Origin of the sequence: Rhizobium leucaenae USDA 9039 (assembly GCF_000426285.1) — a bacterium.
GTDB classification, from domain to species: domain Bacteria; phylum Pseudomonadota; class Alphaproteobacteria; order Rhizobiales; family Rhizobiaceae; genus Rhizobium; species Rhizobium leucaenae.
Genome location: NZ_AUFB01000004.1, coordinates 202,495 through 228,116 on the forward strand (window position 1 = coordinate 202,495; position 25,622 = coordinate 228,116).

The 25,622-nt window shown below is 62.1% G+C and carries 20 protein-coding genes; 12 read left to right on the plus strand and 8 right to left on the minus strand.

Annotation, left to right across the window (positions count from 1 at the left end):
• Positions 1 to 47 precede the first annotated feature (47 nt).
• The 4 genes from K290_RS0108060 to K290_RS0108075 all read left to right on the plus strand — a co-directional run bounded on the left by K290_RS0108060 (position 48) and on the right by K290_RS0108075 (position 2,621).
• On the plus strand, positions 48 to 263 hold the full coding sequence (locus K290_RS0108060) for a hypothetical protein (protein WP_028751432.1): 216 nt from the start codon (positions 48 to 50) through the stop codon (positions 261 to 263).
• Positions 264 to 303: 40 nt separating this feature from the next.
• On the plus strand, positions 304 to 1,524 hold the full coding sequence (locus K290_RS0108065; RefSeq protein WP_051263967.1) for a YcaO-like family protein: 1,221 nt from the start codon (positions 304 to 306) through the stop codon (positions 1,522 to 1,524).
• A complete protein-coding gene (locus tag K290_RS0108070) occupies positions 1,521 to 2,246 on the plus strand; it encodes a TfuA-like protein (RefSeq protein WP_028751434.1) in 726 nt (241 codons plus the stop codon). Before K290_RS0108065 ends, K290_RS0108070 begins: the two co-directional genes overlap by 4 nt.
• A 132-nt stretch (positions 2,247 to 2,378) precedes the next feature.
• The gene (locus K290_RS0108075) at positions 2,379 to 2,621 is read left to right on the plus strand and encodes a hypothetical protein (protein WP_028751435.1); all 243 of its coding nucleotides are present in this window, start codon (positions 2,379 to 2,381) and stop codon (positions 2,619 to 2,621) included.
• A 134-nt stretch (positions 2,622 to 2,755) separates the two neighbouring features.
• Here the strand turns inward: K290_RS0108075 and K290_RS0108080 are convergent, their stop codons facing one another.
• Entirely contained in the window at positions 2,756 to 3,436 is a 681-nt protein-coding gene (locus tag K290_RS0108080; protein ID WP_028751436.1) for a TetR/AcrR family transcriptional regulator, read from the minus strand.
• A 98-nt stretch (positions 3,437 to 3,534) separates the two neighbouring features.
• On the opposite strand from K290_RS0108080, the gene K290_RS0108085 reads away from it, so the two are divergent.
• From K290_RS0108085 to K290_RS0108100, 4 genes are all read left to right on the plus strand, one after another.
• The gene (locus K290_RS0108085) at positions 3,535 to 4,830 is read left to right on the plus strand and encodes an efflux RND transporter periplasmic adaptor subunit (protein WP_037135110.1); all 1,296 of its coding nucleotides are present in this window, start codon (positions 3,535 to 3,537) and stop codon (positions 4,828 to 4,830) included.
• Between the two features lie 8 nt (positions 4,831 to 4,838).
• Positions 4,839 to 7,985, plus strand: coding sequence for an efflux RND transporter permease subunit (locus K290_RS0108090; RefSeq protein WP_028751438.1), 3,147 nt, complete (start codon positions 4,839 to 4,841; stop codon positions 7,983 to 7,985).
• A gap of 39 nt (positions 7,986 to 8,024) precedes the next feature.
• Complete coding sequence (locus K290_RS0108095; RefSeq protein ID WP_028751439.1) at positions 8,025 to 9,047, plus strand: zinc-binding alcohol dehydrogenase family protein; 1,023 nt, start codon at positions 8,025 to 8,027, stop codon at positions 9,045 to 9,047.
• Positions 9,048 to 9,157: 110 nt separating this feature from the next.
• The gene (locus tag K290_RS0108100; protein ID WP_028751440.1) at positions 9,158 to 9,403 is read left to right on the plus strand and encodes a FitA-like ribbon-helix-helix domain-containing protein; all 246 of its coding nucleotides are present in this window, start codon (positions 9,158 to 9,160) and stop codon (positions 9,401 to 9,403) included.
• 133 nt (positions 9,404 to 9,536) lie between these two features.
• On the opposite strand, the gene K290_RS0108105 is transcribed toward K290_RS0108100, so the two are convergent.
• From K290_RS0108105 to K290_RS0108125, 5 genes are all read right to left on the minus strand, one after another.
• Complete coding sequence (locus K290_RS0108105; RefSeq protein ID WP_028751441.1) at positions 9,537 to 12,644, minus strand: efflux RND transporter permease subunit; 3,108 nt, start codon at positions 12,642 to 12,644, stop codon at positions 9,537 to 9,539.
• Complete coding sequence (locus K290_RS0108110) at positions 12,641 to 15,760, minus strand: efflux RND transporter permease subunit (protein ID WP_028751442.1); 3,120 nt, start codon at positions 15,758 to 15,760, stop codon at positions 12,641 to 12,643. The genes K290_RS0108105 and K290_RS0108110 overlap by 4 nt, the downstream gene beginning before the upstream one ends.
• Complete coding sequence (locus tag K290_RS0108115) at positions 15,757 to 17,265, minus strand: efflux RND transporter periplasmic adaptor subunit (RefSeq protein ID WP_028751443.1); 1,509 nt, start codon at positions 17,263 to 17,265, stop codon at positions 15,757 to 15,759. The genes K290_RS0108110 and K290_RS0108115 overlap by 4 nt, the downstream gene beginning before the upstream one ends.
• 348 nt (positions 17,266 to 17,613) lie before the next feature.
• Entirely contained in the window at positions 17,614 to 18,771 is a 1,158-nt protein-coding gene (locus K290_RS0108120; RefSeq protein ID WP_028751444.1) for an amidase, read from the minus strand.
• Between the two features lie 97 nt (positions 18,772 to 18,868).
• A complete protein-coding gene (locus K290_RS0108125) occupies positions 18,869 to 19,978 on the minus strand; it encodes an RHE_PE00001 family protein (RefSeq protein WP_028751445.1) in 1,110 nt (369 codons plus the stop codon).
• A gap of 177 nt (positions 19,979 to 20,155) precedes the next feature.
• On the opposite strand from K290_RS0108125, the gene K290_RS0108130 reads away from it, so the two are divergent.
• Together K290_RS0108130 and cueR are read left to right on the plus strand one after the other, a co-directional pair.
• The gene (locus tag K290_RS0108130; protein ID WP_425337584.1) at positions 20,156 to 22,663 is read left to right on the plus strand and encodes a heavy metal translocating P-type ATPase; all 2,508 of its coding nucleotides are present in this window, start codon (positions 20,156 to 20,158) and stop codon (positions 22,661 to 22,663) included.
• Positions 22,650 to 23,036 (plus strand): Cu(I)-responsive transcriptional regulator, encoded by a 387-nt coding sequence (gene cueR / locus K290_RS0108135; protein ID WP_028751447.1) that lies wholly within the window; start codon positions 22,650 to 22,652, stop codon positions 23,034 to 23,036. The genes K290_RS0108130 and cueR overlap by 14 nt, the downstream gene beginning before the upstream one ends.
• Positions 23,037 to 23,247: 211 nt before the next feature.
• On the opposite strand, the gene K290_RS0108140 is transcribed toward cueR, so the two are convergent.
• Positions 23,248 to 24,438, minus strand: a complete 1,191-nt coding sequence (locus K290_RS0108140) for an acetyl-CoA C-acyltransferase (RefSeq protein ID WP_028751448.1) — start codon at positions 24,436 to 24,438, stop codon at positions 23,248 to 23,250.
• A gap of 182 nt (positions 24,439 to 24,620) precedes the next feature.
• Between K290_RS0108140 and K290_RS0108145 the strand changes: the two genes are divergently transcribed.
• Together K290_RS0108145 and K290_RS0108150 are read left to right on the plus strand one after the other, a co-directional pair.
• Positions 24,621 to 24,848: a type II toxin-antitoxin system VapB family antitoxin gene (locus K290_RS0108145; RefSeq protein WP_028751449.1), complete on the plus strand. Its 228-nt coding sequence runs from the start codon at positions 24,621 to 24,623 to the stop codon at positions 24,846 to 24,848.
• The gene (locus tag K290_RS0108150) at positions 24,848 to 25,243 is read left to right on the plus strand and encodes a type II toxin-antitoxin system VapC family toxin (RefSeq protein WP_028751450.1); all 396 of its coding nucleotides are present in this window, start codon (positions 24,848 to 24,850) and stop codon (positions 25,241 to 25,243) included. The genes K290_RS0108145 and K290_RS0108150 overlap by 1 nt, the downstream gene beginning before the upstream one ends.
• Positions 25,244 to 25,265: 22 nt before the next feature.
• Here the strand turns inward: K290_RS0108150 and K290_RS0108155 are convergent, their stop codons facing one another.
• On the minus strand, positions 25,266 to 25,571 hold the full coding sequence (locus K290_RS0108155; protein WP_028751451.1) for a hypothetical protein: 306 nt from the start codon (positions 25,569 to 25,571) through the stop codon (positions 25,266 to 25,268).
• Positions 25,572 to 25,622 lie beyond the last annotated feature (51 nt).

A 25,622-nucleotide genomic window follows, 5' to 3' on the forward strand; every position in this document is an offset into this window, starting at 1 on the left:
TTTTCCTCAGCTCGTTCTTAACTATCGATCAAATTGGAGATTTAGAGATGGCACACGTCGTAATCGGCATCCCGGGCGATCCGCAACTTTACCTCGCCGACACCCAGGCCGGCACAGTCACGCCACTGGCGCCGCAAGCGCAAAGCGCACTCCACGCCGCCGATCAGCTGCGCCAGTCCGGGGCAACCATCGTCAAGGGGGTCAACCTGGCCGTTGCCGTCGGAGGCGCCGAGAAGGCCGCGAGCGGCGTATTTGACGGCTGATATCGTGACGGCAGACCTGTCCCTGTCTCTCGCCCAATTCCTGGCACGGAATTCCGGCGAGCGGGACGTTGCGGCCGCTTCGCTTTATTCGGATCGCGTCTGCACTGCCGAAGAAACGTACCGTCGCATCGAACCCTGTCTCGCCGGCCATGGCATCACCCGCCTTGGCCGGCTGACGGGGCTCGATCGCATCGGCATTCCGGTCTGGCAGGCCGTCAGCCCGAATGCCAAGTCGATCGTCATCAACAACGGCAAGGGCATCACCGATCTCGACGCCAAAGTTTCCGCGGCCATGGAGGCGCTGGAACGAATGGTGGCCGGCGCCCCCGCGGTCAAGACGATCTCTGCCAGTCAACGGGAGCTCTTGGCCAAAGGACAGCATACTGATCCGCTCCCGTCTCTCATTGCCAGCGGCCAAACCGACATTGACGATGACGAGAAAATCGTCTGGACTGAGGGTCACGATCTCATCGCCGATCGAAACGTCTGGATTCCCTTCGGCGCCATCACGCTCGATCGAACGCCTCGCAACGCTCGCTTCTGGCAGTCCTCCGATGGCCTCGCCTCCGGCAATGTGCTGACCGAGGCCATCCTGCACGGCCTGCTTGAACGCATCGAGCGGGACGCCAAGGAACTGTGGGATGTTTCCGAGCCAGCCCTGCGTATGGACGCCTGCGTCGATCCCGCTTCGCTTGCCGATCCGCTGTTGAACGAATTGCTCCGAAAGATCGGGAACGCCGATCTGACGCTCAAGCTGTTCGACATGACAAGCGATGTGAAAATGCCAGCCTTCACCGCCTTTCTCGGCCCGCTCGAAATAACCCGGGCAAAGCATGTCCGTTATATCGACGTGACCATGGGCTGCGGTGCCCATCCCTCCCCGGTGCGTGCGGCGATCCGCGCTGTCACGGAGGCGGCGCAATCGCGCCTCACCTTCATCAGCGGCGCCCGGGACGATATTCATCCGGAAGATTTCACCCGCGAATTGCCGGACAGCATCCGCCGTTGTTTTGAGGCGCTGCCCAAGCCGGCGGCGAGACCGGACGAAGCCTTACCCTATGGTGCCGAGGCGCTCTTGCGCCTGACCATCGACCGACTGCGCCAGGCAGGCATCACGTCCGCCATTGCCGTTTCCCTTGCCGACGGCTCGCTTCCCTTTGCCGTCGCCAAGCTTATCGTGCCGCAACTGGAAAATCCGCCCGGGGACCGCAAGCGCCGCTTCGGCTATCGCGCCATCTCGAAAACGTTGCAACTGCTATGAAGATCCTATTCGTCGGCCCCACGCTTCCCGATGCCGCCGAGATCGTCGATCCCGCTATCGCCCTACGCCCGCCGGCACAGCAGGGCGATATCGTCGGCGCCATGGAAGAGGGAGCCAATGTCATCGGCCTGATCGACGGACTTTTCGAAAATGTCGCGCCTGTCTGGCACAAGGAAATCCTCTTTGCCCTATCGAAAGGCGTCCGCGTCTATGGTGCGGCCAGTATGGGCGCACTGCGGGCTGCCGAATGCGCCGCTTTTGGCATGGTCGGCATCGGCCGCATTTTTGAGGCCTATGCCTCCGGTGCGGTTGCAGACGACTCCGCCGTGGCGCAGATCCATGGCCCGGCCGAGCTCGGACACCTTCCGCTCAGCGAACCGCTGGTCAACGTGCAGGCAACGTTGCGCGCCTTGGCTGAAACCGGAGCGATCAGCAAAGCCGAACAGGCGGCACTGCAGACGCGCGCCGAAACCATGTTCTTCAAATCGCTGACCTATCGCTCCCTGGCGCAAACCGCTGACCTTCCGGATCCGGCGCGCCGGCAAGTAATTTTCGATCTGCTGCGCGCCAATGCGGTCAACCAGAAGCGCATCGATGGCCTGGAATTGCTCCGTGCGATCTCCGACTGGCCCGACGAACCGCAGCAACCGCCGCGCGATTGGACCTTCAAGGCCAACAGTTTATGGCGCTTCGCCTTCCACCGCCTTGAAATTGCACCGTAAAAACCGTGTGCAATCTCACCTCGTGTCACGCTGTATGTCACGCGCCAAGACGTGCGACTTGGGTTAACGTCTGCTCATGTTCCTGGCGATGAGTATCTAGTTCTCCAGGAACTGAGGTCAAAGGGGCGTGAAATGACAGCAATACTTCCTATCGAAATGGCACACCACGATTCGGATTCACTGAAAGAACTGGCGTCTATCGCACGGTTGATCACCTATGCGCGCCAGAGCGCCAAGAGCATGAACGCCGAATTCCCGGTCTGGTGCCTTGATCTCGCACTCGGTGCCGTATTGCAGGAAATGTACGCAAACGGACTGCAGATGCCGCTTTTCGAAGAGGGTATGGACAAAGTGAATAGGGCTGTTGCACACTAGGCGCAGTTTCTCGGATTTCTGGCGGGGGGCCGGAGAAAGATGCCGGTATGGTTCTTCGGAGCCATGCCGGCATTGCTCTTTTAGCTGGAGCGTGATCTCGAAACGAGCGCGGCTGCTTTCAAGACTGAATCCTATCACAGCTTCCGATGCGGCTGCACACCCGCCACGAAGATTGCGATGCACTGACGTAAGTGCCGCAGGCGGGTTTCGCGGTCGGGCCAGTCGTTCAGCTTGCCGGGATGCGAGATCATCGCGCCGAAGATCATATTCATCAGCATGCGCGCACCGCTGATGGCGTCGTCAATGTCGATCAGACCGCGTTTCTGCTGCAGGCGGAGCCAATCGGCCAGCATTTGCCGCGACTGTTCGGCGCCGTGCGTACGCAACAGTGATGCCATTTCGGGGAACTGCTGCGCTTCGTTCACGGCAAAGTGAATAAAGGCCTCACGGTCCCGCTCCGCCGCTTCATCGATATCGATCATGAAAATCTGTTCCAGCGCCTCGTCGAGCGGCAGATTTTCGTCGGGATCGCGCGGCAGGGCCAGCATCGAGGCGCGATGCTGGGCGATAATCGCCATGAAAAGCTCGGTTTTGCTCGAAAACAAGCGATAGAGGGTCTGCTTGGAAATTCTGCATCGCGCCGCGACGAGGTCCATGATCGTGCCGCCATAGCCGAGCTCATGAAATGTCGCGCGGGCCTCGGCAACGATCTCTGCGCGCTTTGCGTCGTCACTCGCCGTCTTCGGACGACCGCGCGGGCGGCGAGCGGCGGTTTGATCCGTGTTTCTTCTTCTCGCCTCCGTCCGCGCTTCCATCTTAACCTCAAAAAAGCCAAATGAGATTGACATTTATAGCGATGCCAATATTTTCCGTACTAATTGGTACTGTAATTAAGACAATGGGAAATAGCAACGTGGGAAAGCTCGCCTCTTCTACCCGTGTATTCGTACGTCCGGCGGCATCCGAACGCCTCCCAGCCACACGGATCTCCCTGATCGCAGCAGGCATCGGCGCTACGTTGCTGCTCGCCGGCTGCAACGAGCAGAAGACAGCTCAAAACAATGCTCCAGCCGTCAAGACCGAAGTCAGCGCCGTGACGCTGCATCCGCAATCGGTTGCAATCACCGCCGAGCTGCCCGGCCGCACCAGCGCCTATCTCATTGCGGAAGTCAGGCCGCAGGTCGGCGGCATCATTCGCAGCCGCAATTTCAAGGAAGGCAGCGAAGTCAAGGCGGGGGACGTGCTCTACGAAATCGACCCCGCCACCTATCAGGCCGCCTATGACAGCGCCGCCGCCGCTCTGCAGAAGGCAGAAGGCGCCGTGCCGAGCGCACAGGCCAAGATGGACCGTTACAAGGGCTTGAGCGCCCAGAACGCAGTCAGCCAGCAGGATTACGACACTGCGCAGGCGGCCCTCGTCCAGGCGCAGGCCGATGTCGCCTCCGCCAAGGCCGCGCTGGAGACCGCACGCATCAATCTCGATTACACCAAATTGCGCGCGCCGATCGGCGGCCGCGTCGATGCCTCGACGGTAACCGTCGGCGCGCTGGTCACTGCTGACCAGACGACGGCGCTGACCACGATCCGCCAGCTCGATCCGATGAATGTCGATGTCACGCAGTCGAGCACCAACCTGCTCGAATTCCGCCGCGCCGTCGAGGAAGGCCGGCTGAAGACCAACGGCGAAAACGTCTCGGTCCACCTGACGCTGGAAGACGGTACCGACTACAAGGAGACCGGCAAGCTCGAATTTGCGGAAGCCTCGGTTGCCGAGACCGTCGGGACAATCACCGTGCGCGCCGTCTTCCCCAATCCGGATCGCGTGCTGCTGCCCGGCATGTATGTTCGCGCCAGCATCGAGGAAGGGGTCGCCGAAAACAGCTACCTCCTGCCGCAGCGGGCCGTCTTCCGCAACACCAAGGGCGAACCGACGGCAATGTTCGTCACCGCCGACAACAAGGTGCAGCAGCGTGTGCTGAAAGTGCAGCGAAGCATCGGCAATAGCTGGCTGGTGAACGAAGGCATGAAGGATGGCGATCGCCTGGTCGTGGAAGGCAGCCAGCGCATCCGGGACGGTCAGGAGGTCAATGTCGCCGCCGTCACGATCGACGACGCGACCGGCGAAGTGAAGCAGGTGGCCGGAGATCCGGCTGAACAGGCCAAGCTGGAAAAGACCGATACCCAGGCCGCCCCTGGCGCCCAGAAGTGAGGTGAGCGATGTCGCGTTTTTTCATCGACCGGCCGATTTTTGCCTGGGTCATCGCCATCGTCATCATGCTGGCGGGGGCGCTGTCGATCCTGACGTTGTCGATCTCGCAATATCCCCAGATCGCACCGACGACGGTGAGCATCAACGCTAACTATCCCGGCGCCGATGCCGCGACCGTCGAGAATTCGGTGACCAAGGTCATAGAGCAGGGCATGACCGGCATCGACAATCTCGACTACATGACGTCGACATCGACCTCGACAGGCCAGGCATCCATTTCGCTGACCTTCACCAACAAGGCCGATTCCGACGTCGCGCAGATGCAGGTGCAGAACAAGCTGCAACTCGTCACCGCACAATTGCCGCAAACGGTGCAGTCGACGGGTATCACCGTTTCCAAGTCGACATCGAACTTCCTGATGGTCGTGGGCTTCGTGTCGAAAGACGGCAAGCTGAATTCCAACGACCTTGCCGACTATGTTTCCAGCACCCTGAACGACACGCTGAAGCGCATCGAAGGCGTTGGCAACACGCAGATCTTCGGGGCCGGCTATGCTATGCGCATCTGGGTCGATCCGGATAAGCTGGCCAAATACCAGTTGATGGTCAGCGACGTCACCAACGCGATCCAGTCGCAGAATTCGCAGGTCTCGGCCGGCCAGCTCGGTGCGCTGCCGCAGCGCAAGGGCCAGCAGCTCAATGCGACGGTCACGGCCAAAAGCCGCCTGCAGACACCCGAGCAGTTCAACAACATCATCCTGAAGAGCCAGTCCAATGGCTCGCTCGTCCGCCTCAACGATGTTGCGACGGTCGAGCTCGGAGCGGAAAGCTATACGACGTCGAGCACCTATAACGGCCATCCCTCGGCCGGTCTCGCCGTCATGCTCGCATCCGGTGCCAATGCCATCAATACCGCGGAAGCGGTGAGATCGACCATCGACAGCTTGAGACAGACGCTGCCGCCGAATGTCGAAATCGTCTATCCCTACGACACGACGCCCTTCGTCAAGCTGTCGATCGAAGATGTGGTCAAGACGCTGTTCGAAGCCATCGTGCTCGTCTTCATCGTCATGTTCGTCTTCCTGCAGAACATCCGCGCCACCTTGATCCCGACGCTCGCCGTTCCCGTCGTGCTGCTCGGCACCTTCGGCGTGCTGTCGCTGTTCGGCTATTCGATCAACACATTGACGATGTTCGGCATGGTGCTGGCGATCGGCCTCTTGGTCGACGACGCGATCGTCGTCGTCGAAAACGTCGAGCGCGTGATGGAGGAAGAGGGGCTTTCGCCGCGCGAGGCGACGATCAAATCGATGCAGGAAATCACCGGCGCGCTGATCGGCATCGCGACGGTTCTTTCTGCCGTTTTCATCCCGATGGCCTTCTTCTCGGGCTCTGTCGGCGTCATCTACCGCCAGTTCTCGGTGACGATCGTCTCGGCGATGATCCTGTCCGTTATCGTCGCGCTGATCCTCACGCCAGCGCTCTGCGCCACCATCCTCAAGAAGCCCGAACACGGCTCCAAGCAGCGGGGCGCCTTCGGCTGGTTCAACCGCAATTTCGAGCGCGCGACGCTTCGCTACCAAAGCGGCATTCACGGCATGATCCGGCGCGCGGCCGTCTTTCTGCTGTTGTTCGTCTTGATCGGCGGCGCCGTCGGCTATTTGTTCAATCGCCTGCCGAGCTCGTTCCTGCCGGATGAGGACCAGGGCATCCTTTTGACCGCGATTCAGCTTCCGCCGGGTGCTACGGAATCTCGCACCTGGTCCGTGCTCAACGAGGTGAAGGATTATTATCTCAACAAAGAGAAAGACTATGTCGAAGGCGCATTCGCCGTCGCCGGTTTCGGTTTCAGCGGTCAGGGCCAGAATGTCGGCATCGTTTTCGTCAGGTTGAAGGATTTTGATCTGCGCAAGACGCCACAATCGAAGGCGCAGGCGATCGCCGGCCGCGCCATGGGCGCCTTTTCGAAGATCAAGGACGGCAGCGTTTTCGCGCTGGCGCCGCCGGCCATTCCCGGATTCGGCAGCTCCAGCGGCTTCGATTTCTTCATCAAGGATATCAACGGCGCAGGCCACGCCGCGCTGATCGCCGCCCGCAATCAGTTGCTCGGCGCGGCAGCACAGAACAAGAAGCTCTTCGGCACCCGCCCGAATGGCCAGGAAGACACGCCGCAATATTCGCTGAACATCGATCAGGAGAAAGCGAGCGCGCTGAACATCACGCTTTCCGACATCGACACGACGCTGTCGACCGCCTGGGGCGGCACCTATGTCAACGACTTCATCGACCGCGGCCGCGTCAAGAAGGTCTATGTCCAGGCGGATAAGAAGTTCCGCATGCAGCCAGAGGATTTCGGCCGCTGGTATGTGCGCAATTCCGATGGCGCCATGGTGCCGTTCTCCGCCTTCTCCAAGGGCGAATGGACCTACGGCTCGCCGCGTCTCGAACGCTATAACGGCTCGTCCGCCGTCGAAATCCAGGGTTCCGCCGCCCCCGGCGTCTCCTCCGGCGACGCCATGAACCAGATCGACCAGATCATGGCAAGCCTGCCGCCGGGCTTCAGGCACGAATGGACCAGCCTCTCGGCCCAGGAAAAGCTCTCCGGCAACCAGGCGACCCAGCTCTATGCCATTTCCATCCTGGTGGTCTTCCTGGCGCTGGCGGCGCTCTACGAAAGCTGGTCGATCCCGCTCGCCGTCATGCTATCGGTTCCGATCGGCATCTTCGGCGCCCTTCTCGCCGCCACCATTTTCGGTCAGTCGAACGACGTCTATTTCAAGGTCGGCCTGCTGACGACCATCGGTCTGGCGGCCAAGAACGCTATTCTGATCGTCGAATTCGCGATCGAGCAGCAGGCGAACGGCAAGGATCTGATCCCGGCGACGTTGGAGGCGGCCCGTCAGCGCCTTCGACCGATCCTGATGACGTCGCTCGCCTTCATCCTCGGCGTCATGCCGCTGGCAATCGCCAACGGCGCGGGCTCCGGCAGCCAGAACTCGATCGGCATCGGCGTCATGGGCGGCATGATCTCGGCGACCGTGCTCGGCATCTTCTTCATCCCCTTGCTCTTCGTCTCCGTGCGTCGCATCTTCAAGGGCGGGAAACGGCCGACAAGTGCCACGGCATCGGAGCCAACCCCGGACACGGCGTACTAAGAAGCGCTATCTGCAGGCAGTTTAAGGGAGGAGAATACGGTGATCAGGGCTTTGATGATTGAGGCGGAAAACATGACGCGCTTCCACGATGTTGCGGAAGCGCCACTCGGCGCCGGCCAGGTCCGGGTCGGTGTCCGCCACATCGGGCTTTGCGGCAGCGATCTTAACACCTTCAAGGGCCTCAACCCGCTGGTGAAGCTGCCGCGCATTCCGGGCCATGAAATCGGCGGCGAAATCCTCGCCGTCGGCCCCGGGGTCGATTCCGCCTATGCGCCCGGTCGCCGCGTCATCGTCATGCCCTATACCAATTGTGGCGAGTGCACCTCCTGCCGCAAGGGCCGGCTCAATGCCTGTCGCTATAACAAGACGCTCGGCGTGCAACAGGATGGCGGTCTGGCTGAGGAGATCGTGCTGCCGGCTGAAAAGCTGATCCTCAACGATACGCTGCCGCCGCACCATCTGGCGCTGGTCGAGCCGCTGTCGGTCGGCTTTCATGCGGTCGAACGTGGCCGGGTCGCGAAAGGCGACCGCGTCGTCGTCCTTGGCTGCGGCATGATCGGCATGGGCGTCCTAATCGCCGCCGTCGCCCGCGGCGCCGAAGTCATCGCCGTCGATCTCAGCGAGGAAAAACGCGCGCTCGCCCAGCAATTCGGTGCCGTCCAGGCAATCGACGCAGGCCGCGAGGATGTCGTCGCCAGGGTCAGCGAGCTGACCGGCGATGACGGCGTGGACGTTGCATTCGAGGCCGTCGGCCTGCCCGCCACCTTCACCCAGGCCATCGATCTTGCCTGCTTCGGCGGCCGCGTCGTCTATGTCGGCTACTCCAAGGCGCCGGTCACCTATCAGACGCAGTTCTTCAACCTGAAGGAACTCGACATCATGGGCTCCCGCAACGCCCTGATGCGCGATTTTCAAAACGTCATCAGCCATCTCGCGGAAATCGGCGACAAGGCCGACGCGCTGATCTCGAAGGTCTTCCCTTTCGAAGAGGCCGAAAAAGCGTTGCCCTATTGGGACAGCAACCGCAATGCGCTGAAGATCGTGATTGAGCGCGGTGCTTAGCGCCATGGCAAAAGAGTTTCCGTTTCGACCGCCTGATGACGGCCAAGCTCCCATTTGAAAACTCTGCTATCAACGATTGATATGCAATCATTGATGGCTGGAGAAAACCCTTGGCCAGCATAACGATCCGCAATATCGACGATCATCTAAAGGCGCGACTGCGCATTCGTGCGGCGGCACATGGGAGGTCAATGGAGGACGAGGCACGCGACATCCTACGGGCGGCGTTGTCGACAGCGGAAAAGCGGCAGCCAAATTTGGCGGAGGCAATTCGCCGTCGCATGGCTGCAACTGGCGGTGTCATATTGGAGATCGCGCCACGCGAACCAAGCCGACCCGTCGAACTTGATCCATAATCATACTCGATGCAGCCATCGCGGCATCACGAGGAGCAACGCTGGCCACACGCAACGTGCCGGATTTTCTCGACACCGGAATTGCGGTCATCAACCGGTGGGACCATCGCGGTTGATCAGCCCTATCGCCTACTCAAGTCGACGTCGAGGATATCGGCGTCTGTACTTGTTGCTTGGTCGACCACCTGCTGTGTAGCTTGGCCAGCATCAGGTAGATGATCGGCGTCGTGTAGAGCGTCAGGACCTGCGAGACGATCAGGCCGCCGACGATGGTGATGCCGAGCGGACGGCGGAGTTCTGCGCCGGGACCGGTGGCGATGATCAGCGGGATGGCGCCCATCAGAGCGGCGAGCGTCGTCATCAGGATCGGACGGAAGCGTTTCAGGCAGGCTTCATAGATCGCCTCTTCCGATGGCAGGCCGAGCTTGCGTTCGCCCTGCAGCGCAAAATCCACCATCATGATGCCGTTCTTCTTGACGATGCCGATCAGGAGGATGATGCCGATGAAGGCGATGATCGTCAGTTCCGTGCCGCTGATGACCAGCGCCAGCAGCGCGCCGAGACCGGCCGATGGCAGCGTCGAGATGATCGTCAGCGGATGCGCCAGGCTTTCGTAAAGAATTCCAAGCACGATATAGACCGTTAGCAGCGCCGCCAGGAGCAACAGAGGCTGGCTGCTCGTCGATTGCGTAATGCTGGCGGCGTCGCCGGCAAAATCCGCATGCAACGTATCCGGCAGATGCATTTGCAGCACTGCCTGTTGAATGGCATCGTTTGCAGCTTCCAGTGTCGTGTTGAGCGCCAGATTGTAGGAGATGGTCACGGACGGGTATTGCCCCTGATGATTGACCACGAGCGGTGCGAGCGTCCGGTCGACCGAGGCCACGGCACTAAGCGGAATCTGAATGCCACCCGACGCTGGCACGTAAAGCTTGGAGATATCATTGGGATCGCGGGCATAGCTGGGATCCGCCTCCAGCACGACGCGATATTGATTGCGCTGCGTATAGATGGTCGACACTTGCCGCTGCGCAAAAGCGTTGTTGAGCGCCGCGTCGATCGACTGAATGCTGACACCGAGCCGCGAGGCTTCACCGCGATTGATGTTGACTGTCGCCTGCAAGCCGTTCGGCTGTCGGTCGGTGGCGACATCGGTCAGCCCCGGCAACGTCTGCAGACGTGCGAGCACTTTCGGCGCCCAATCCACCAGCTCGTCGTAATTCGCGCCCCAGAGCGTGAACTGATATTGCGACTGCGATTGGCGGCCGCCGGCGCGGATATCGCCCGGCGAAAACAGGAATGTGCTGAGGCCGGGAATGGCCATCAGTTGCTTGCGCAGCCGGTCTATCACCTCGGCCGTCGAGACGCGTTCCGATGCCGGCTTCAGCGAAATGAACAATTGCCCGCGATTGACCGAACTGGAAAAACCGCCACCGCCGACGGACGAGCCGACACCGGAGACGGCAGGATCCCTGACCACCATATCGGCTGCCTGCTGCTGCAGCTTGACCATGGCGGGATAGGAAATATCGGTCGCCGCCTGCGTGCCGCCCTGGATGAAGCCGGTATCATCCTGCGGAATGAAACCCTTCGGTACCTTGACATAGAGATAGACGGACATGACGACGCAAGCGAGGATGACGAGGACGGAAAGTACCCGGTGATAAAGCACCGCCTTTAGTGTCCGGCCGTAGAAACTGGTGATCGCGCCGAGCGTCCCTTCGATGATCCGGCCGAACAGGCCTGGTTGGGCCTCCATGTCGCGCGCCCGCAGCCGGTGGCCGCAGATCATCGGTGTCAGAGTCAAGGACACCAGGGTCGAAAAGACGATGGTGAAACCGAGCGTCAGCGAGAAAGTCTGGAAGAAGCGGCCGACGATACCGCCCATGAAGAACAGGGGAATGAAAGCGGCAAGCAATGAGAGGCTGATCGAAACGACGGTAAAGCCGATTTGTTTCGCGCCTTCGAGTGCGGCCCGCATCGGTTTCATGCCGGTTTCGAGATTGGCATAGATGTTCTCGATCATCACGATGGCATCGTCAACGACGAAGCCGACGGACACGGCGAGCGCCATCAGCGACAGATTGTCGATCGACAGCCCGAAGAGCCACATGGCGGCAAAAGTGCCGCAGAGCGACAATGGCACGGTGACCCCGGCTGCGAAGGTGGTCGTCGCGCGCCGTAGGAAGACGAAGACCACGGCCATGACCAGGCAGATGGTGGCGAGCAGCGTCCATTGCATGTCGGTGACGCTGGCATGGATCGTCGTGGTGCGGTCGGAAAGAACCGCGATGTGGACACCGGACGGAATGAGGCTTTGCAATTCGGGGATCAGCGCCTTGACGCCATCGACGGCGGCAATGACGTTGGCGTCCGCTTCCTTGGTGATGTTGAGCAGCACCGCCGGTTTGCCGTCATACCAGGCATCCGAGCGGCTGTTGCGCACGCCGGGCTCCACCGTGGCGATATCGGAGAGGCGAACGGCCGTGCCGTCGCCGCTGTGCACGATAATCCGGCCATAATCCTCCGGCGTCCGCAGTTGACCGTTCATGGAAATGGAAAAGGCGGCGCTGTTGCCGTCGATCGAACCGATGGGGCCGAGCACGTTGGCATTGACGATTGCCGTGCGGATGCTGTCCAGCGACAGGCCCATGGCGGAGAGCCTGTCGGGATCGAGCCTGACACGCACGGCCGGCTGGTCCGCGCCGCTGACGGTAACGCCGCCGACGCCGTCCACCTGCGAGATGCGCTGCACCACCACGGTATCGGCAGCGTCATAAATGGCGCTCGGCGACACATTGTCCGATGTCAGCGCCAGGATCAGCACGGGCGCCGCGGCCGGGTTGATCTTGCGGAAGGACGGCAGGGTCGGCAGATCGCCGGGCAGATCGGTAGCAGCCGCGTTCAGCGCTGCCTGCACGTCCTGCGCCGCCCCGTCGACGCTGCGCGACAGATCGAATTGTGCGACGATGCTGCTTGATCCGAGCGAACTGACCGAGGTTAACTGCGTGATGCCGGCGATGGTGCCGAGATGCCGCTCGAGCGGAGCTGCGACGCTTGCCGCCATGCTGGCTGGGTCGGCGCCGGGACGGCTGGCGGAAACGACGATCGTCGGCAGATCGACGGTCGGCAGGCTTGCAACAGGCAGGAAACGATAGGACACGATGCCGAGGATCATCAACCCGATCGCCAGAAGCGTCGTCCCGACGGGACGTTTGATGAACGGCTCGGAGAGGTTCATGTCCCGCCACCCGCAACTTCGTCCAGTTCCGGAGCCGGCGTGCCGGTCGGGCGTCCGACGATCCGAGCGCGCAGGCTTTCGAAAGCGAGATAGATCACCGGCGTCGTATAGAGCGTCAGAAGCTGCGACAGCACCAGGCCGCCGATGATGGTGATGCCGAGCGGGATGCGCAGCTCCGCTCCTGTGCCCTGCGCCAACGCCAATGGCAGCGCGCCGAAGAGAGCGGCGAGCGTCGTCATCATGATCGGGCGGAACCGCAGGATCGAGGCTTTCAGGATAGCCTCGCGCGGCGCCAGCCCCTCCTTGCGTTCGGCCTCCAGCGCAAAGTCGATCATCATGATCGCGTTCTTCTTGACGATACCCATCAGCAGCACGATGCCGATGAGCGCGATGATCGACAGGTCCTGGCCGAACAGCATCAGCGCCAGCAGCGCGCCGACGCCCGCCGACGGCAGGGTCGACAGGATCGTCACGGGATGCACGGCGCTCTCGTAAAGCAGACCGAGGACAATATAGATCGTCACAACAGCCGCCAGGATCAGCCAGGGCTCGCCGGCAAGCGACGAGGCGAATTCCTCTGCATCGCCCGAATAATTGCGTTGGATCGTACTTGGCATGCCGATATCACGCTCGGCCGCCTGGACCTCCGTAACGGCTTCGCTGAGCGACGCACCCTTGGCGAGATCGAAACTGAGGGTCACGGCCGGGAACTGTTCGTCATGGCTGATGACCAGCGGCGCCGTCATGAACGAAGCCGTCGTAAACGCATTGAGCGGCACCTGCGTATCGCCGGCGCCGGCGACATAAAGCTTATCGAGCGATTTCGGGTCCGACTGATATTGCGGCGCGGCCTCGAGGATGACGCGGTACTGATTGGCCTGACCATAGATCGTTGCGATCTGGCGCTGGCCGAAAGCATCGTTCAGCGTGTCACTGACTGCCTGCATCGAGACACCGAGTCGCGAGGCGGTTTCTCGGTCGACATTGACGAAGATGCGGCCGCCGCCCATCTCGACCTCGGAGGCGACATCGATCAGCTTCGGGCTTTGCTGCAGCCGCTGCGCCAGTTTCTCCGCCCAGTCCACCACGGTCGCCGTATCCGTACCGGTCAGCGTATATTGATAGGGCGCGCGGCTGACCCGCGTGCTGATCGAGATATCGCGCACGCTCTGGAAGGTGACGTGGATGCCGGGCAGATCGGCCACTTCGTCACGCATGCGGTCGATGATATCGGCCGCCGACGCCACGCGTTGGCTTCTGGGCTTCAATACGAGGCTGAGATTGCCGGTATTAAGCGTCAGGTTGCTGGCGCTGGTGCCGATGACCGAAACGACACCTCTTACGTCGGGATCGCGACGGAGCCGCTCGGCCACCGTTTCCTGCGTCTGCTTCATCGCTTCGAAGGAGGTGGTCGGTTCCGTCTCGACGACGGCGGTAATCAAGCCGGTGTCCTGCGCCGGCAGAAAGCCTTTCGGGATAATGACGTAAAGCGCGATCGTCGCGGCAAGCGTCACCACCGTGATCAGCAGCATGAGCGCGCTGCGGTCCACCGCCCAGACGAGACTGCGGCGATAGCCTTCGATCAACCGCTCCATGGCGTGGTCGGCGCCGGCCAGCAAACCGCGCTGATGCTCCTTAGGTCTGCGCAGGATGCGGGCACACATCATCGGCGTCAAAGTCAGCGAGATCACCGCCGAGACCACCACGGCGATGGTCAGCGTCAATGCGAACTCGCGAAACATGCGCCCGACGATGCCGGTCATGAACAGCAGCGGGATGAAGACGGCGATCAGCGAGAAGGTCAGCGAGATGATGGTGAAGCCGATCTCGCCGGCGCCTTTCAGCGCCGCCTGCATCGGGCTCTCGCCCTCCTCGATATGGCGCGCGATGTTCTCGATCATGACGATGGCGTCGTCGACGACGAAGCCGGTACCGATGGTGAGTGCCATCAGCGATAGATTATCGAGGCTGAAGCCGGCGAACCACATGACGCCGAAAGTCGCGATCAGCGACAGCGGCAAGGCAACGCCGGCGATGAAGGTCGCCGTCACCGTCCTCAGGAACAACAGAACCACGAGGATAACCAGGCCGATGCTGATGACGAGCGTCCATTGCACGTCATGGATCGAAGCGCGGATCGTCTCGGTGCGGTCGTTGACGATGTCCAGTGAGATACCGGCCGGCAGCGCCTGCTTTAGCCGCGGAAGCTGCTTCTGCACGCCCTCGACGGTCTGAATGACGTTGGCGCCCGGCTGGCGCATGATGTCGAGGATGACAGCCGGCTGGCCCTGATACCAGGCGCCCACACGGTTGTTCTCCAGCCCTTCGACGACGGTGGCGACGTCCTTCAACTGTACCGGCGCATTGTTGCGATAGGCGACGATGACGGATTTGTAGATGTTGGGATCGATGATCTGGTCGTTGGCGGCAAGCGTGAAGCTCTGCTGCGTGCCGTCGAGCGCGCCTTTGGCGCCGGCAACGCTGGCATTGGTGATCGCAGTGCGCAGATCCTCCAGTGCCAGACCATAGGAGGCAAGCCTCGGAAGATCGGCCTGGATGCGGATCGCCGGCTTGACGCCGCCCTGAATGTTGACGTCGCCGACCCCTGTGACTTCGCTCAGCCGCTGCGCCATCATCGTATCGGCGAAATCGCTGAGTTCGCGGATCGAATAGCTATTGGAGCGCAACGCCAGCGTGACGATCGGCGTATCGGCCGGGTTCACCTTCGAATAGGTCGGCGGATAGGGCAGCGTGCGCGGCAATGTCGAACCGGCGGCATTGATCGCCGCTTGAACGTCCTGGGCCGCGCCGTCGATATCGCGGCCGAGATCAAACTGCAGGGTGATCTGGCTGATGCCGAAGGCGCTCGACGATGTCATCGACGCCAGCGATGGGATCTGCCCGAGCGGTCGCTCCAGCGGCGCGGTCACCAATGCCGCCATTGTATCGGGATCGGCGCCCGGCAATTGCGTCGTCACCCGGATCGTCGGAAAATCCACCTGCGGCAGCGGTGCCACCGGCAGAAAAAGATAACCGAGAATGCCGCCCAGCAGCACCGCGACCCCGAGAAGAGAGGTGGCGACCGGCCTGGAGATGAAGAGCGACGAGACGTTCATTGCTGTTGCGTTGACGTGGCAGGTGGATTGGTCGAAGCGGCATCGCCCCCGCCGCTATTGGCGTTGGAATTGGCGTCATTACCGCCGGCGCCATCCGCGTTGTGTTTGCGGTGACCGCCGTTGCCCCCGCCCTGACCGTTATGCTGGCGATGCGGCCGCCGGCCATCGCCGGCCGTATTGCCGTTGGTTTGAGCCTGATCGGGTTGCGCTGCGTTTTCGGCAACCGGCTGCCCATCGACCGCCGGCGTCGTTGCAGCCGGCGCGGCCGCGCCGGCTCCGGCGGAAACCTGCACTTTCGAACCGTCCTGCAGCCGAGCAAAGCCCGTCGTCACCACCTTGTCGCCGGGGGCCAGGCCATCGGCAATGACAGCTTGTACATCATCCTGCTGGCGCACTGTTACCGGCTTCATGGAAACGGTTTGATCCTGCCGGACAACATAGACAAAGGTGCCGTTCGGCCCACGCTGCACGGCCGCGGTCGGAATGACCGTCACACCCTTTAGCGTCTCGACCAGCAGGCGGGCATTGACGAAGGCGCCAGGCCACAGCGCCAGCTTGTCGTTCGGGAAATTGGCCTTCAGCTTCACCGTACCCGTGGTCGGATCGACCTGGTTGTCGACCACCGCCAGCGTGCCGTTGTCGATCACCGTCTGACCATTGCTTGCAATCGCCTGGACGGAAAGCGTCCCCGTCGCGCTCGCCGCATTGACGCGGCCAAGCTGCTGCTGCGGAATGGAGAACAGCACGGAAATCGGCTTGATCTGCGAAAGCGTCACGATGCCCGTCGCATCCGACGCGCTGACGAGATTGCCGACATCGACATTGCGGATGCCGGTGCGCCCGTCGATCGGCGCCTTGATCGTCGTATAGTCGAGCGTCGCCTGAGCGCTTTCGATGGCCGCTTGGTCGGACTGGATCGCCGCGGTATATTGCGCCACCTGGGATGTCGCGGTATCGACCTGCTGCTGGGTGCCGGAAGCGGTCACCACCATGCGCTGAAAACGCTCGAGATCGCGTTTCGCGCCGGCCAGCAACGCCTCATCCTGCGCCTTCTTGCCGATCGCCTGATCAAGCTGGGCCTTATAGACGGCATCGTCGATGCGAGCGATGACATCGCCCTTCTTGATGTCCTGGCCTTCCTCGAAACCGATTTCGACCACCTTGCCGCTAACCTGAGCGCGAACCGTCACCGTGTTCAGCGCTTTCACCGAGCCGACGCCGTCGATATAAACCGGCACATCGGCGGATTTCGCATCCGCCGCCAGCACTGGAACCGGACCGGTGAATTGCGAAAGGCTGCCGCGCCGCCGTCCGCCGCCTTGGCCAAAACCCTGGCCCTGGTTGCCACGGCGTCCACCCTCAGCCTGGGCGTCGGGTGCCGCCGCGCTCTGGTAGCCGAGCAGGCGCTCAGCGCTGCCAAGCCAGCGCTCACGCGTCACATAGGCGCCATAAGCCACTGCGCCAATCACTGCTACCGACATCAGGACCCGAAATGTCCGAGCCATCAACACACCTTCCTTCACAGCTCCGGCTTCAATGGTCTGCCGGTGCGATATAGGCGCGACTTTAGCTTGCAGCTCGTCGCGAAGGAATTTGGTAAGGCCATTAAATTTTGTCCATTTTTGTATGGCTTAGCGCAACAAATTGTTACATTGGACGAAAACCAGGGTTGTGGTTGCAAGTGAGGAGGCGGCAAAACACGTCCTCGCTGTCTTACAAACTCTGGGCAAAGCTTATGGTTCGAGCCGGCGCTCTTTCGCCGCTGCTGCCTTTCGCCGGAGGTGTGAGTGCCGATAAAATGGGTATCAGGCGGGCTGATCGTCCCGCAGCCGACGGGACCGCTGGGATAGGCCTCACAGCCCTTCCAGAAGTTCCAGAAGTCCGCCATCGCTGTTGCGGCGGCCGATGATCGACAATCCTACCGGTCCGCCATCCATCTTGCCGGCCGGCATGGAAATCTGCGGCAGGCCGGCATGGCCGGCGATAGAGAGGAGGCCAAGGGCCTGCTGGCGGTAGATTTCGAATATCTCACGCGATGAATCCTTGCGTGGCGCAGGGCCTGGTGCTGTTGGGATGATGATCACCAGATCTTCAGCAAGGGCTGCGTCCATTGCCCCAGCAATCTCGCGGCGAGTGGCATCCACCCTGGCAAAGGTCTCATCGCTGACGGATCGGGCGGCGGCGAAACGCGAGGCGATATCCGGGCCGAGTTCGGCATCATGCGCCTCGACCCAGCCGCCCAACGCTTTCCATGCATCATAGCCCTGCCAGAAGCGATAAACCTCGGATCTTTCTTCCGGCCCGACGATCGGCAGCGGATTGGCAATTGTTTTGCCGAACCGCGCCGCAATCTTTTCCGCCGCCTGCCGCAGCAAAGCGGCAAGCCCCGGATCGATGCCCGTCCAGATATCCGAGGGCAGCCAGGCGACCGTAAAATCTGCCTTGCCGACAAGGCCGAGCGCGCGGCCGACACGAACCAATGTTCCGGCATCGCGCGCAAACCAGCCGAGCGTATCGAAACCCGGGCCTAGCGGCACCACGCCGCCCATGTCGATCGCCCCGTGACTGGGCCGCATGCCGAAAATGCCGTTGAAGGAGGCCGGCAGCCGCACCGAGCCGCCCGTATCCGTCCCCAACGCGAAATCCACGAGGCCGGCCCCAACAGCCGAAGCCGAACCGGAGGAGGAACCGCCGGGCACACGGTCGGGCGCGGCGCTATTTAGCGGTGTACCGTAATGCGCATTGGTGCCCATCAGACTATAGGCAAATTCATCCATATGCGTCTTGCCGGCGAGCACTGCCCCCTCGGCCAGCAGCCGCGCGACGACAGGTGCATGCGCCGCCGCCGGGCCATGCGCCCGCCGCCAGACCGGATTGCCATTGCCGGTGATCCGCCCTTCGACATCGATATTGTCCTTGGCGGCAAAGGTCAGCCCGGCCAACGAGCCGCTATCCGCGCTGCGAACCGGTTGCGCGAAGAGCTCGATAAAGGCATTGGCGGTATCGATCATGGGCGGATTTCCGTGAAGGTGGGAATACCAAGCTAGTCGCATTCCGCCGCGCGGACAACGGCGCGACCTTCAGATGAGCAATCTAGAGCTCACTACACTAAAGGATACCCCAGCCGCGATAGCGCCCGCGTCCGGTCATCTCACGCACGCCGAGTTCCGCCACCAGATTGAGAGCGCCGCGGGAAGTAACGCCGACATGGCGTGCAACCATGCTGGCGGAAACGATAGGCCGGGAAAGTACGATCTCAATGACACCGGGCAAACTGCTGTTCGACCGCCGATCTTTCAGCCGCTGTTCCATCTGTATCTTGGCGAGCGACAGGCGATCGAGCTCCTTCAGCCCCGCCTCCGCCGATAGTGCCATGGCTTCGAGAAACGCGGTCAGCCGTGTCGTGCCGTCAGATGAGCGGCGGCGCTCGCGCCGAACGGACTTCAGGCCTGTATTGAGGCTGAAAAGGTGTGACGTGACCTTGCCGCGGCTGCGAAGATAGGCGCTGACGAGCAGGCTGCCCAGCCAATGCTGCCGCCGCAGCGGTTCGAGCCGCTCCCAGGCGTCGAACAGCACGGCAGCCCCAAAAGCCGGCGGCAGGAGATCGGCCTGGTGGATAATTGAGCGCCAGTTCTCCAACCGCTCGTTTTCGTCCCAATCCTGATCTTGGATCAGGCCGAGCGGATCGTCCGTGGTCACGACCTTGGCTTCCGGAAGCTTTCCATCCAGCACTTGGCCGGAGCGGGCGATGATGGCGTCGATCTCGGCAAAATCCATGCCGAAATCATCCTCGTCCTCGTCATCATCTTTCTCTTCTGCTTCCGCGCTCGCGACAGAGATAGGCCGCGGAGTGGCCGTTTCCTCGGCATCACCGACATCGCCGCGCAAGGTGGCAAGACCGGCCATTCCCAGCCCCCAATCCGGCTCGGCGCTCCATAGCCGTCGCCGGGCACGGAGCACGGCATGGGCGATGGTCAGCTCATGCGTCGGCGCGCGAACATCCACATGAGCATCATGCAGCACCAGATCCTCGACATGCACCAGTTCGCCGCCGACCCAGAGTGCGCCGACCGCATCGAAAAAATGCCCGCGCTCGCGAAAGCCGTCGCCGACCACATGCCGCAAGACCCGCTCGTCCAGCCGCGCCAGCATATCCTCCGCCCTAGTCATCGCAGGCAGAAGCGTCGTCAGCGGCAAAGTGACAAGATCATATCGCATTGGAATCACATGATTGATTCATTCTTACGGAAGTTAACATCCCTGACGGCATCGGCATAGAAAGCCGCCTCTTTCAATTGTGGACAGTGCTTACCATTTTTCTCTTGACCTTCCAGTAACAGGAAGGTTCATAAACCTATCCAACGCCCGCTTCCGGGCACTGGAGTTTCCATGGCATTGCACGACGAACACGAACACGACCACCATCATCATCACGACGCGCCGCAGGATGCTGTCATCCGCGATCCCGTCTGCGGCATGACCGTCAATCCGAAGGCCGGCAAGCCGTCATTGGACTATCGCGGCCATACGTTCCACTTCTGCAGCGAAGGTTGCCGCAACAAATTCGAAGCAACGCCTGAAAACTATCTGACGGCCAAAGACCCCGTCTGCGGCATGGATGTCGACCGCGCCACCGCGCGGCATTTCCTGAAGCACGAGGGCGAGAAATTCTATTTCTGCTCCGGAGGCTGCAAGACGAAGTTCGAGGCCGATCCGGCCGCTTATCTCGACGGCAAAAAGCCGGCGCCGGCGCCGATGCCGAAAGGCACGCTCTATACCTGCCCGATGCATCCAGAGGTCATCAGCGACCATCCCGGCGATTGCCCCAAATGCGGCATGGCTTTGGAGCCGATGGGTGTGCCTGCCGCCGATGAAGGCCCGAACCCGGAACTCGTCGATTTTGTCAGCCGCCTCTGGATCAGCGCCGCGCTGTCGCTGCCGCTGTTGATCCTCGCCATGGGGCCGATGCTCGGCCTTCCCCTGCGCGACCGGATCGGTGAGCCCGCCGCCACATGGATCGAGCTGGTGCTGGCGACGCCCGTCGTGCTGTGGGCTGCCCTCCCCTTCTTCCGCCGCGCCTGGAATTCGGTTCTCAACCGCAGCCCGAACATGTGGACTCTGATCGGTCTCGGCGTCGGCACGGCCTATCTCTACAGCCTCGTGGCGACCCTCGTGCCTGATATTTTCCCGATGAGCTTTCGCGGCCACGGCGAGGCTGTGCCCGTTTATTTCGAAGCCGCTTCGGTCATCGTCGCTCTGGTCTTCGTCGGCCAGGTGCTGGAACTGAAGGCGCGCGAGCGCACCGGCTCGGCAATCCGCGCGCTGCTCGACCTCGCGCCGAAGACCGCCCGCCGCATCGGCGCCGGTGGCAACGAAACCGATGTACCCGTCGATGACATCCAGGCCGGCGACCGGCTGCGCGTGCGCCCCGGCGAGCGCGTGCCGGTGGACGGCTCGGTCGTCGACGGCCAGTCGACCATCGACGAATCGATGATCACCGGGGAGCCGCTGCCGGTCGAAAAGGCCGAGGGCGATGCGCTGACCGGCGGCACGATCAATAAGAATGGCACTCTGATCATGATCGCCGAAAAGGTCGGCGCCGAAACCACCCTATCGCGCATCGTCGAGCTGGTTGCTAAGGCGCAGCGGTCCCGCGCGCCGATCCAGACGATGGTCGATCGTGTTTCGGCCGTCTTCGTGCCCGCCGTCGTGGCCGCCGCCATCATCGCCTTTGCGGTCTGGGCCTTTGTCGGACCGGAGCCGAGGCTGGCGCATGCGTTGCTTGCCGCCGTCGCCGTGCTGATCATCGCCTGCCCCTGCGCATTGGGACTTGCAACGCCGATGTCGATCATGATCGCCACCGGCCGAGGCGCCCAGGAAGGCGTGCTGGTGCGCGACGCCGAGGCACTTGAGCGCTTCGCCAAGGTCGATACGCTGATCGTCGACAAGACCGGCACGTTGACCGAGGGCAAACCGAACCTGACCGATATCGTCCCTGCTGTCGGCGTAGACGAGGCCCGCCTGCTGTCGCTTGCCGCAAGCCTGGAACGCGGCTCCGAACATCCGTTGGCCGAGGCGATCGTCGCGGGCGCACAGGAGCGCGGCGCCAGCCTTGTCGAGATATCCGGCTTCGCGGCAAAGACCGGGAAGGGCGTGGAGGGCAGCGCTGGGGAGACCAAGATCACTCTTGGCAATGCTGCGATGATGACCGATCTCGGCGTAGCGACCGATGCGTTGCAGGCGGAAACCGATCGTCTGCGCGGCGAAGGCAAAACCGTGATGTTCGTCGCCATCGACAAGAAGCTCGCCGGTGTTGTCGCCGTCGCCGACCGGGTCAAGCCGACCACAGCGGCCGCCATCAAGGCGCTGCACGACAGCGGCCTGAAAATCATCATGGCGACCGGCGACAACGCCCAGACCGCCAAGGCCGTCGCCTCGCATCTCGGCATCGACGAAGTACGCGCCGATATGCTGCCGGAAGGCAAGAAAGCGCTGATCGACGAGCTCAGGGCCAAGGGCAACGTGGTCGCCATGGCCGGCGACGGCGTCAACGACGCACCGGCGCTGGCCGCCGCCGACGTCGGCATCGCCATGGGCACCGGCGCCGATGTCGCCATGGAAAGCGCCGGCATCACCTTGGTAAAAGGCGACCTCAACGGCATCGTCCGGGCGCGGCACCTTTCGGAAGCGACGATCCGCAATATCAAACAAAACCTGGCCTTCGCCTTCGGCTACAACGCCCTCGGCGTGCCGCTTGCTGCGGGCGTGCTCTACCCCCTCTTCGGCCTGCTTCTGTCGCCAATGATCGCGGCGGCCGCCATGAGCCTGTCCTCGGTCTCGGTCATCGCCAACGCACTGCGGCTGAGGCTCGCGAATAAGGAGAGATCACATGAATATCGGTGAAGCATCCGGCCGCTCCGGCCTGCCGGCCAAGACGATCCGCTATTACGAGGATATCGGCCTGATCCGCCCCGATCGCGGCGACAATGGCTATCGCGACTACGGCGCCGACGATGTGCACAAGCTGCGTCTCCTGCACCGCTCCCGCAGCCTCGGCTTCTCCGTCGACGAGTGCCGGCAACTGCTGGCGCTTTACGAAGACAAAAGCCGCGCTAGCGCCGACGTCAAGGAGATCGCCACATCGAAACTCATCGAGATCGACCGCAAGATCCGCGAACTGGCCGAACTGCGGCGCACCCTGGAGCATCTGGTCCATGCCTGCCATGGCAACGATCGGCCGGATTGTCCGATCCTGGAGGAGCTATCGGAGGGGTGAGGTGCTAAGCCACCCGCCCTCGCTCTTCGAGGCTCCGGCCTGCGGCCTCTGCACCTCAGAGTGAGGGCTGGTCTTCTCGCCAGCTGCCCTGACCTTTTTTTAACCTCACTCCGCACTGCGCCCTCTCCGCCTCATCCTGAGGTGCCCAGCCGATGAAGCGTCAGCGGAAACGACTGGGCCTCGAAGGACGAGGCGGCCACCGCCTCCATCCTTAGTTCACCCGCTCAACCGCAATCGCCGTCGCTTCGCCGCCGCCGATGCAGAGCGCGGCGACACCGCGCCTGCCGCCCTGGCGCTCCAGCGCATGCAGCAGCGTCACGATCAGCCGTGCACCCGTGGCCCCGATCGGGTGGCCGAGCGCACAGGCGCCGCCATTGATATTGAGGCGGTCGCGGTCGATGCCGAGATCCTTGGCGGCGGCCATGGCGACGACGGCGAAGGCTTCGTTGATCTCGAAGAGGTCGACATCGCCGACCTTCCAGCCGGTCTTGTCCAAGACCTTGCGGATCGCCGGGATCGGCGCGGTCGTGTACCAGGCCGGCTCTTGAGCGTGGGTGGCATGGGCCTTGATCTCGGCGAGGATCGGCAGTCCCTCACGCTCGGCGATCGAGCGACGCGTCAGGACCAAGGCAGCCGCGCCATCCGCATTGGCCGAGGCGCTGGCAGCGGTGATCGTACCGTCCTTGCGGAAGGCCGGCTTCAGACTTGGAATCTTTTCCGGCGAGACCTTCTGTGGATGCTCATCCTTGGCGATCGTCACCGGTCCGCCCTTGGCGGCAACGGAAATCGGCGCGATCTCGGCTTCGAAGGCGCCCGTCTCGATCGCCCTGCGCGCACGCGTCAACGTCTCGACGGCATAGGCATCCTGATCGTCACGGCTGAACTGATAGGCTTCGACCGCCATTTCGCCGAATTCGCCCATCGAGCGGCCTTTTTCATAGGCGTCCTCCAGTCCGTCGAGCATCATGTGGTCGAAGATGCGGTCATGGCCCAGGCGGTAGCCGCCGCGTGCCTTGGCGAGCAGATAGGGCGCATTCGACATCGACTCCATGCCGCCGGAAACCGCGATCGAGGCGGAGCCGGCAAGGATCAGGTCGTGCGCCAGCATGGTCGCCTTCATGCCCGAACCGCAGACCTTGTTGATCGTCGTGGCGCCGACCGCATCCGGCAACCCTGCGCCTCGCGCCGCCTGTCTGGCGGGCGCCTGCCCCTGCCCAGCCGGCAGGACGCAGCCGAATAGCACCTCGTCCACCTTCTCCGCAGCCAATCCCGCCCGCTCCAGGGCAGCACGAATGACATGGGAGCCGAGTTCCGGCGCCTGCAACGGTGACAATTCGCCCTGGAAACGGCCGAGCGGCGTGCGGGTGGCGGAAACGATGACAACAGGATCGATAGCGGGCATGACATCTCCTCATGGTCAGCAAACGGTATCTTCAGCCCATTGCTATCACGTTAAATGATGTTCGTCATCTAAATATGCGCGACAGATGACGGCAACCCTGCCGGCTTCACTGCGGCGTGGAGGCGATTGCGCTCATGGTGGATCCGCCGTAAGGATATTCAGAAAAGATCGAAAGGATATCCATGCCGCTTTACATCAAGGATGATGCCATTGATCGGCTGGCACGGCGCTATCAGGCGCTGACCAAGGCCTCTACCAAAACCGAAGCGGTGCGGCTTGCCTTGCAGAAAGTATTGGATGAAGAGCTGAGCAAACCAGCCCTTGCCGATATTGCCGTCGCGTTCTGCCGCAATCTCAAGCAGAAAGCCACCGCAAACAGTGGAAACGCTGCCACAACGGAGGATGCGTGATGTTTGTCGATGCGTCCGTGTTATCGGCAATGATGACCGACGAGGAGGAGGCGCGCGCCTACGCCATTCGCATGCAGCCGGCGACAGCGCGGATGACATCGCCGCTTGCGGCAGCAAATGCCGCAATTCTGGTTTCCGCCGCTTTGGGATTGCCGCCGACCGGGGCCGGCGAAGCGGTGCGCACGTTTCTGCAGCTCATGAACATTCAGATGCTTGCCGTGCCACCCCGTGCCGCCGTTTTGGCGACCGAAGCTTACGAGCGCTTCGGCCAAGGCGGCCATCCGGCACGCCTCAGCCTTGACGATTGCATGACTTATGCCTGCGCTCGCTATTATCGCCAGCCGCTATTGTCGAAAAGCGACCGGTTCAATCAAACCGATATCGAAATGGCGTGAGCCATCCGACGCCATATCGCCGTTACGGGCAAAGCGAAGCCGAACCGGCGGTAAAGGTGTTGGAGCGCACGCCGACCGAGTTCGGCGCAGCAGCGCATTGCAGCCGGGTCATCGCATCGCCCGCGCGGATCGGGCCAGTCACCGACGGATCGGTATTGATAGTGCCATCCGGCAGGATCGCATCCTTCGAATGGTCGACATTGCCGATATCGGTCTGGAACGTCTCGACATCGACGCGCTTAGGATGATGCTTGTGCACCTGTTCCGCCATCGCGGCGCCGGACATGCCGACGACGAGGGCGGAGATGGCGAAAGTTTTGAGCAGCATGAGACTGCCTCCTATGGGAGTTGGCGCAAAATTCATATGGGAACTGGCAAG

Excerpts from the sequence above, each read along its gene's own strand:
- K290_RS0108080 (WP_028751436.1), bottom strand. The coding sequence starts at position 3,436 with ATGGAAGCGCGGACGGAGGCGAGAAGAAGAAACACGGATCAAACCGCC.
- K290_RS0108090 (WP_028751438.1), top strand. The coding sequence starts at position 4,839 with ATGTCGCGTTTTTTCATCGACCGGCCGATTTTTGCCTGGGTCATCGCC.
- K290_RS0108105 (WP_028751441.1), bottom strand. The coding sequence starts at position 12,644 with ATGAACCTCTCCGAGCCGTTCATCAAACGTCCCGTCGGGACGACGCTT.
- K290_RS0108110 (WP_028751442.1), bottom strand. The coding sequence starts at position 15,760 with ATGAACGTCTCGTCGCTCTTCATCTCCAGGCCGGTCGCCACCTCTCTT.
- K290_RS0108155 (WP_028751451.1), bottom strand. The coding sequence starts at position 25,571 with ATGCTGCTCAAAACTTTCGCCATCTCCGCCCTCGTCGTCGGCATGTCC.
- K290_RS0108075 (WP_028751435.1), top strand. The coding sequence starts at position 2,379 with ATGACAGCAATACTTCCTATCGAAATGGCACACCACGATTCGGATTCA.
- K290_RS0108070 (WP_028751434.1), top strand. The coding sequence starts at position 1,521 with ATGAAGATCCTATTCGTCGGCCCCACGCTTCCCGATGCCGCCGAGATC.
- K290_RS0108125 (WP_028751445.1), bottom strand. The coding sequence starts at position 19,978 with ATGCGATATGATCTTGTCACTTTGCCGCTGACGACGCTTCTGCCTGCG.
- K290_RS0108140 (WP_028751448.1), bottom strand. The coding sequence starts at position 24,438 with ATGCCCGCTATCGATCCTGTTGTCATCGTTTCCGCCACCCGCACGCCG.
- K290_RS0108115 (WP_028751443.1), bottom strand. The coding sequence starts at position 17,265 with ATGGCTCGGACATTTCGGGTCCTGATGTCGGTAGCAGTGATTGGCGCA.
- K290_RS0108060 (WP_028751432.1), top strand. The coding sequence starts at position 48 with ATGGCACACGTCGTAATCGGCATCCCGGGCGATCCGCAACTTTACCTC.
- cueR (WP_028751447.1), top strand. The coding sequence starts at position 22,650 with ATGAATATCGGTGAAGCATCCGGCCGCTCCGGCCTGCCGGCCAAGACG.
- K290_RS0108145 (WP_028751449.1), top strand. The coding sequence starts at position 24,621 with ATGCCGCTTTACATCAAGGATGATGCCATTGATCGGCTGGCACGGCGC.
- K290_RS0108120 (WP_028751444.1), bottom strand. The coding sequence starts at position 18,771 with ATGATCGATACCGCCAATGCCTTTATCGAGCTCTTCGCGCAACCGGTT.
- K290_RS0108150 (WP_028751450.1), top strand. The coding sequence starts at position 24,848 with ATGTTTGTCGATGCGTCCGTGTTATCGGCAATGATGACCGACGAGGAG.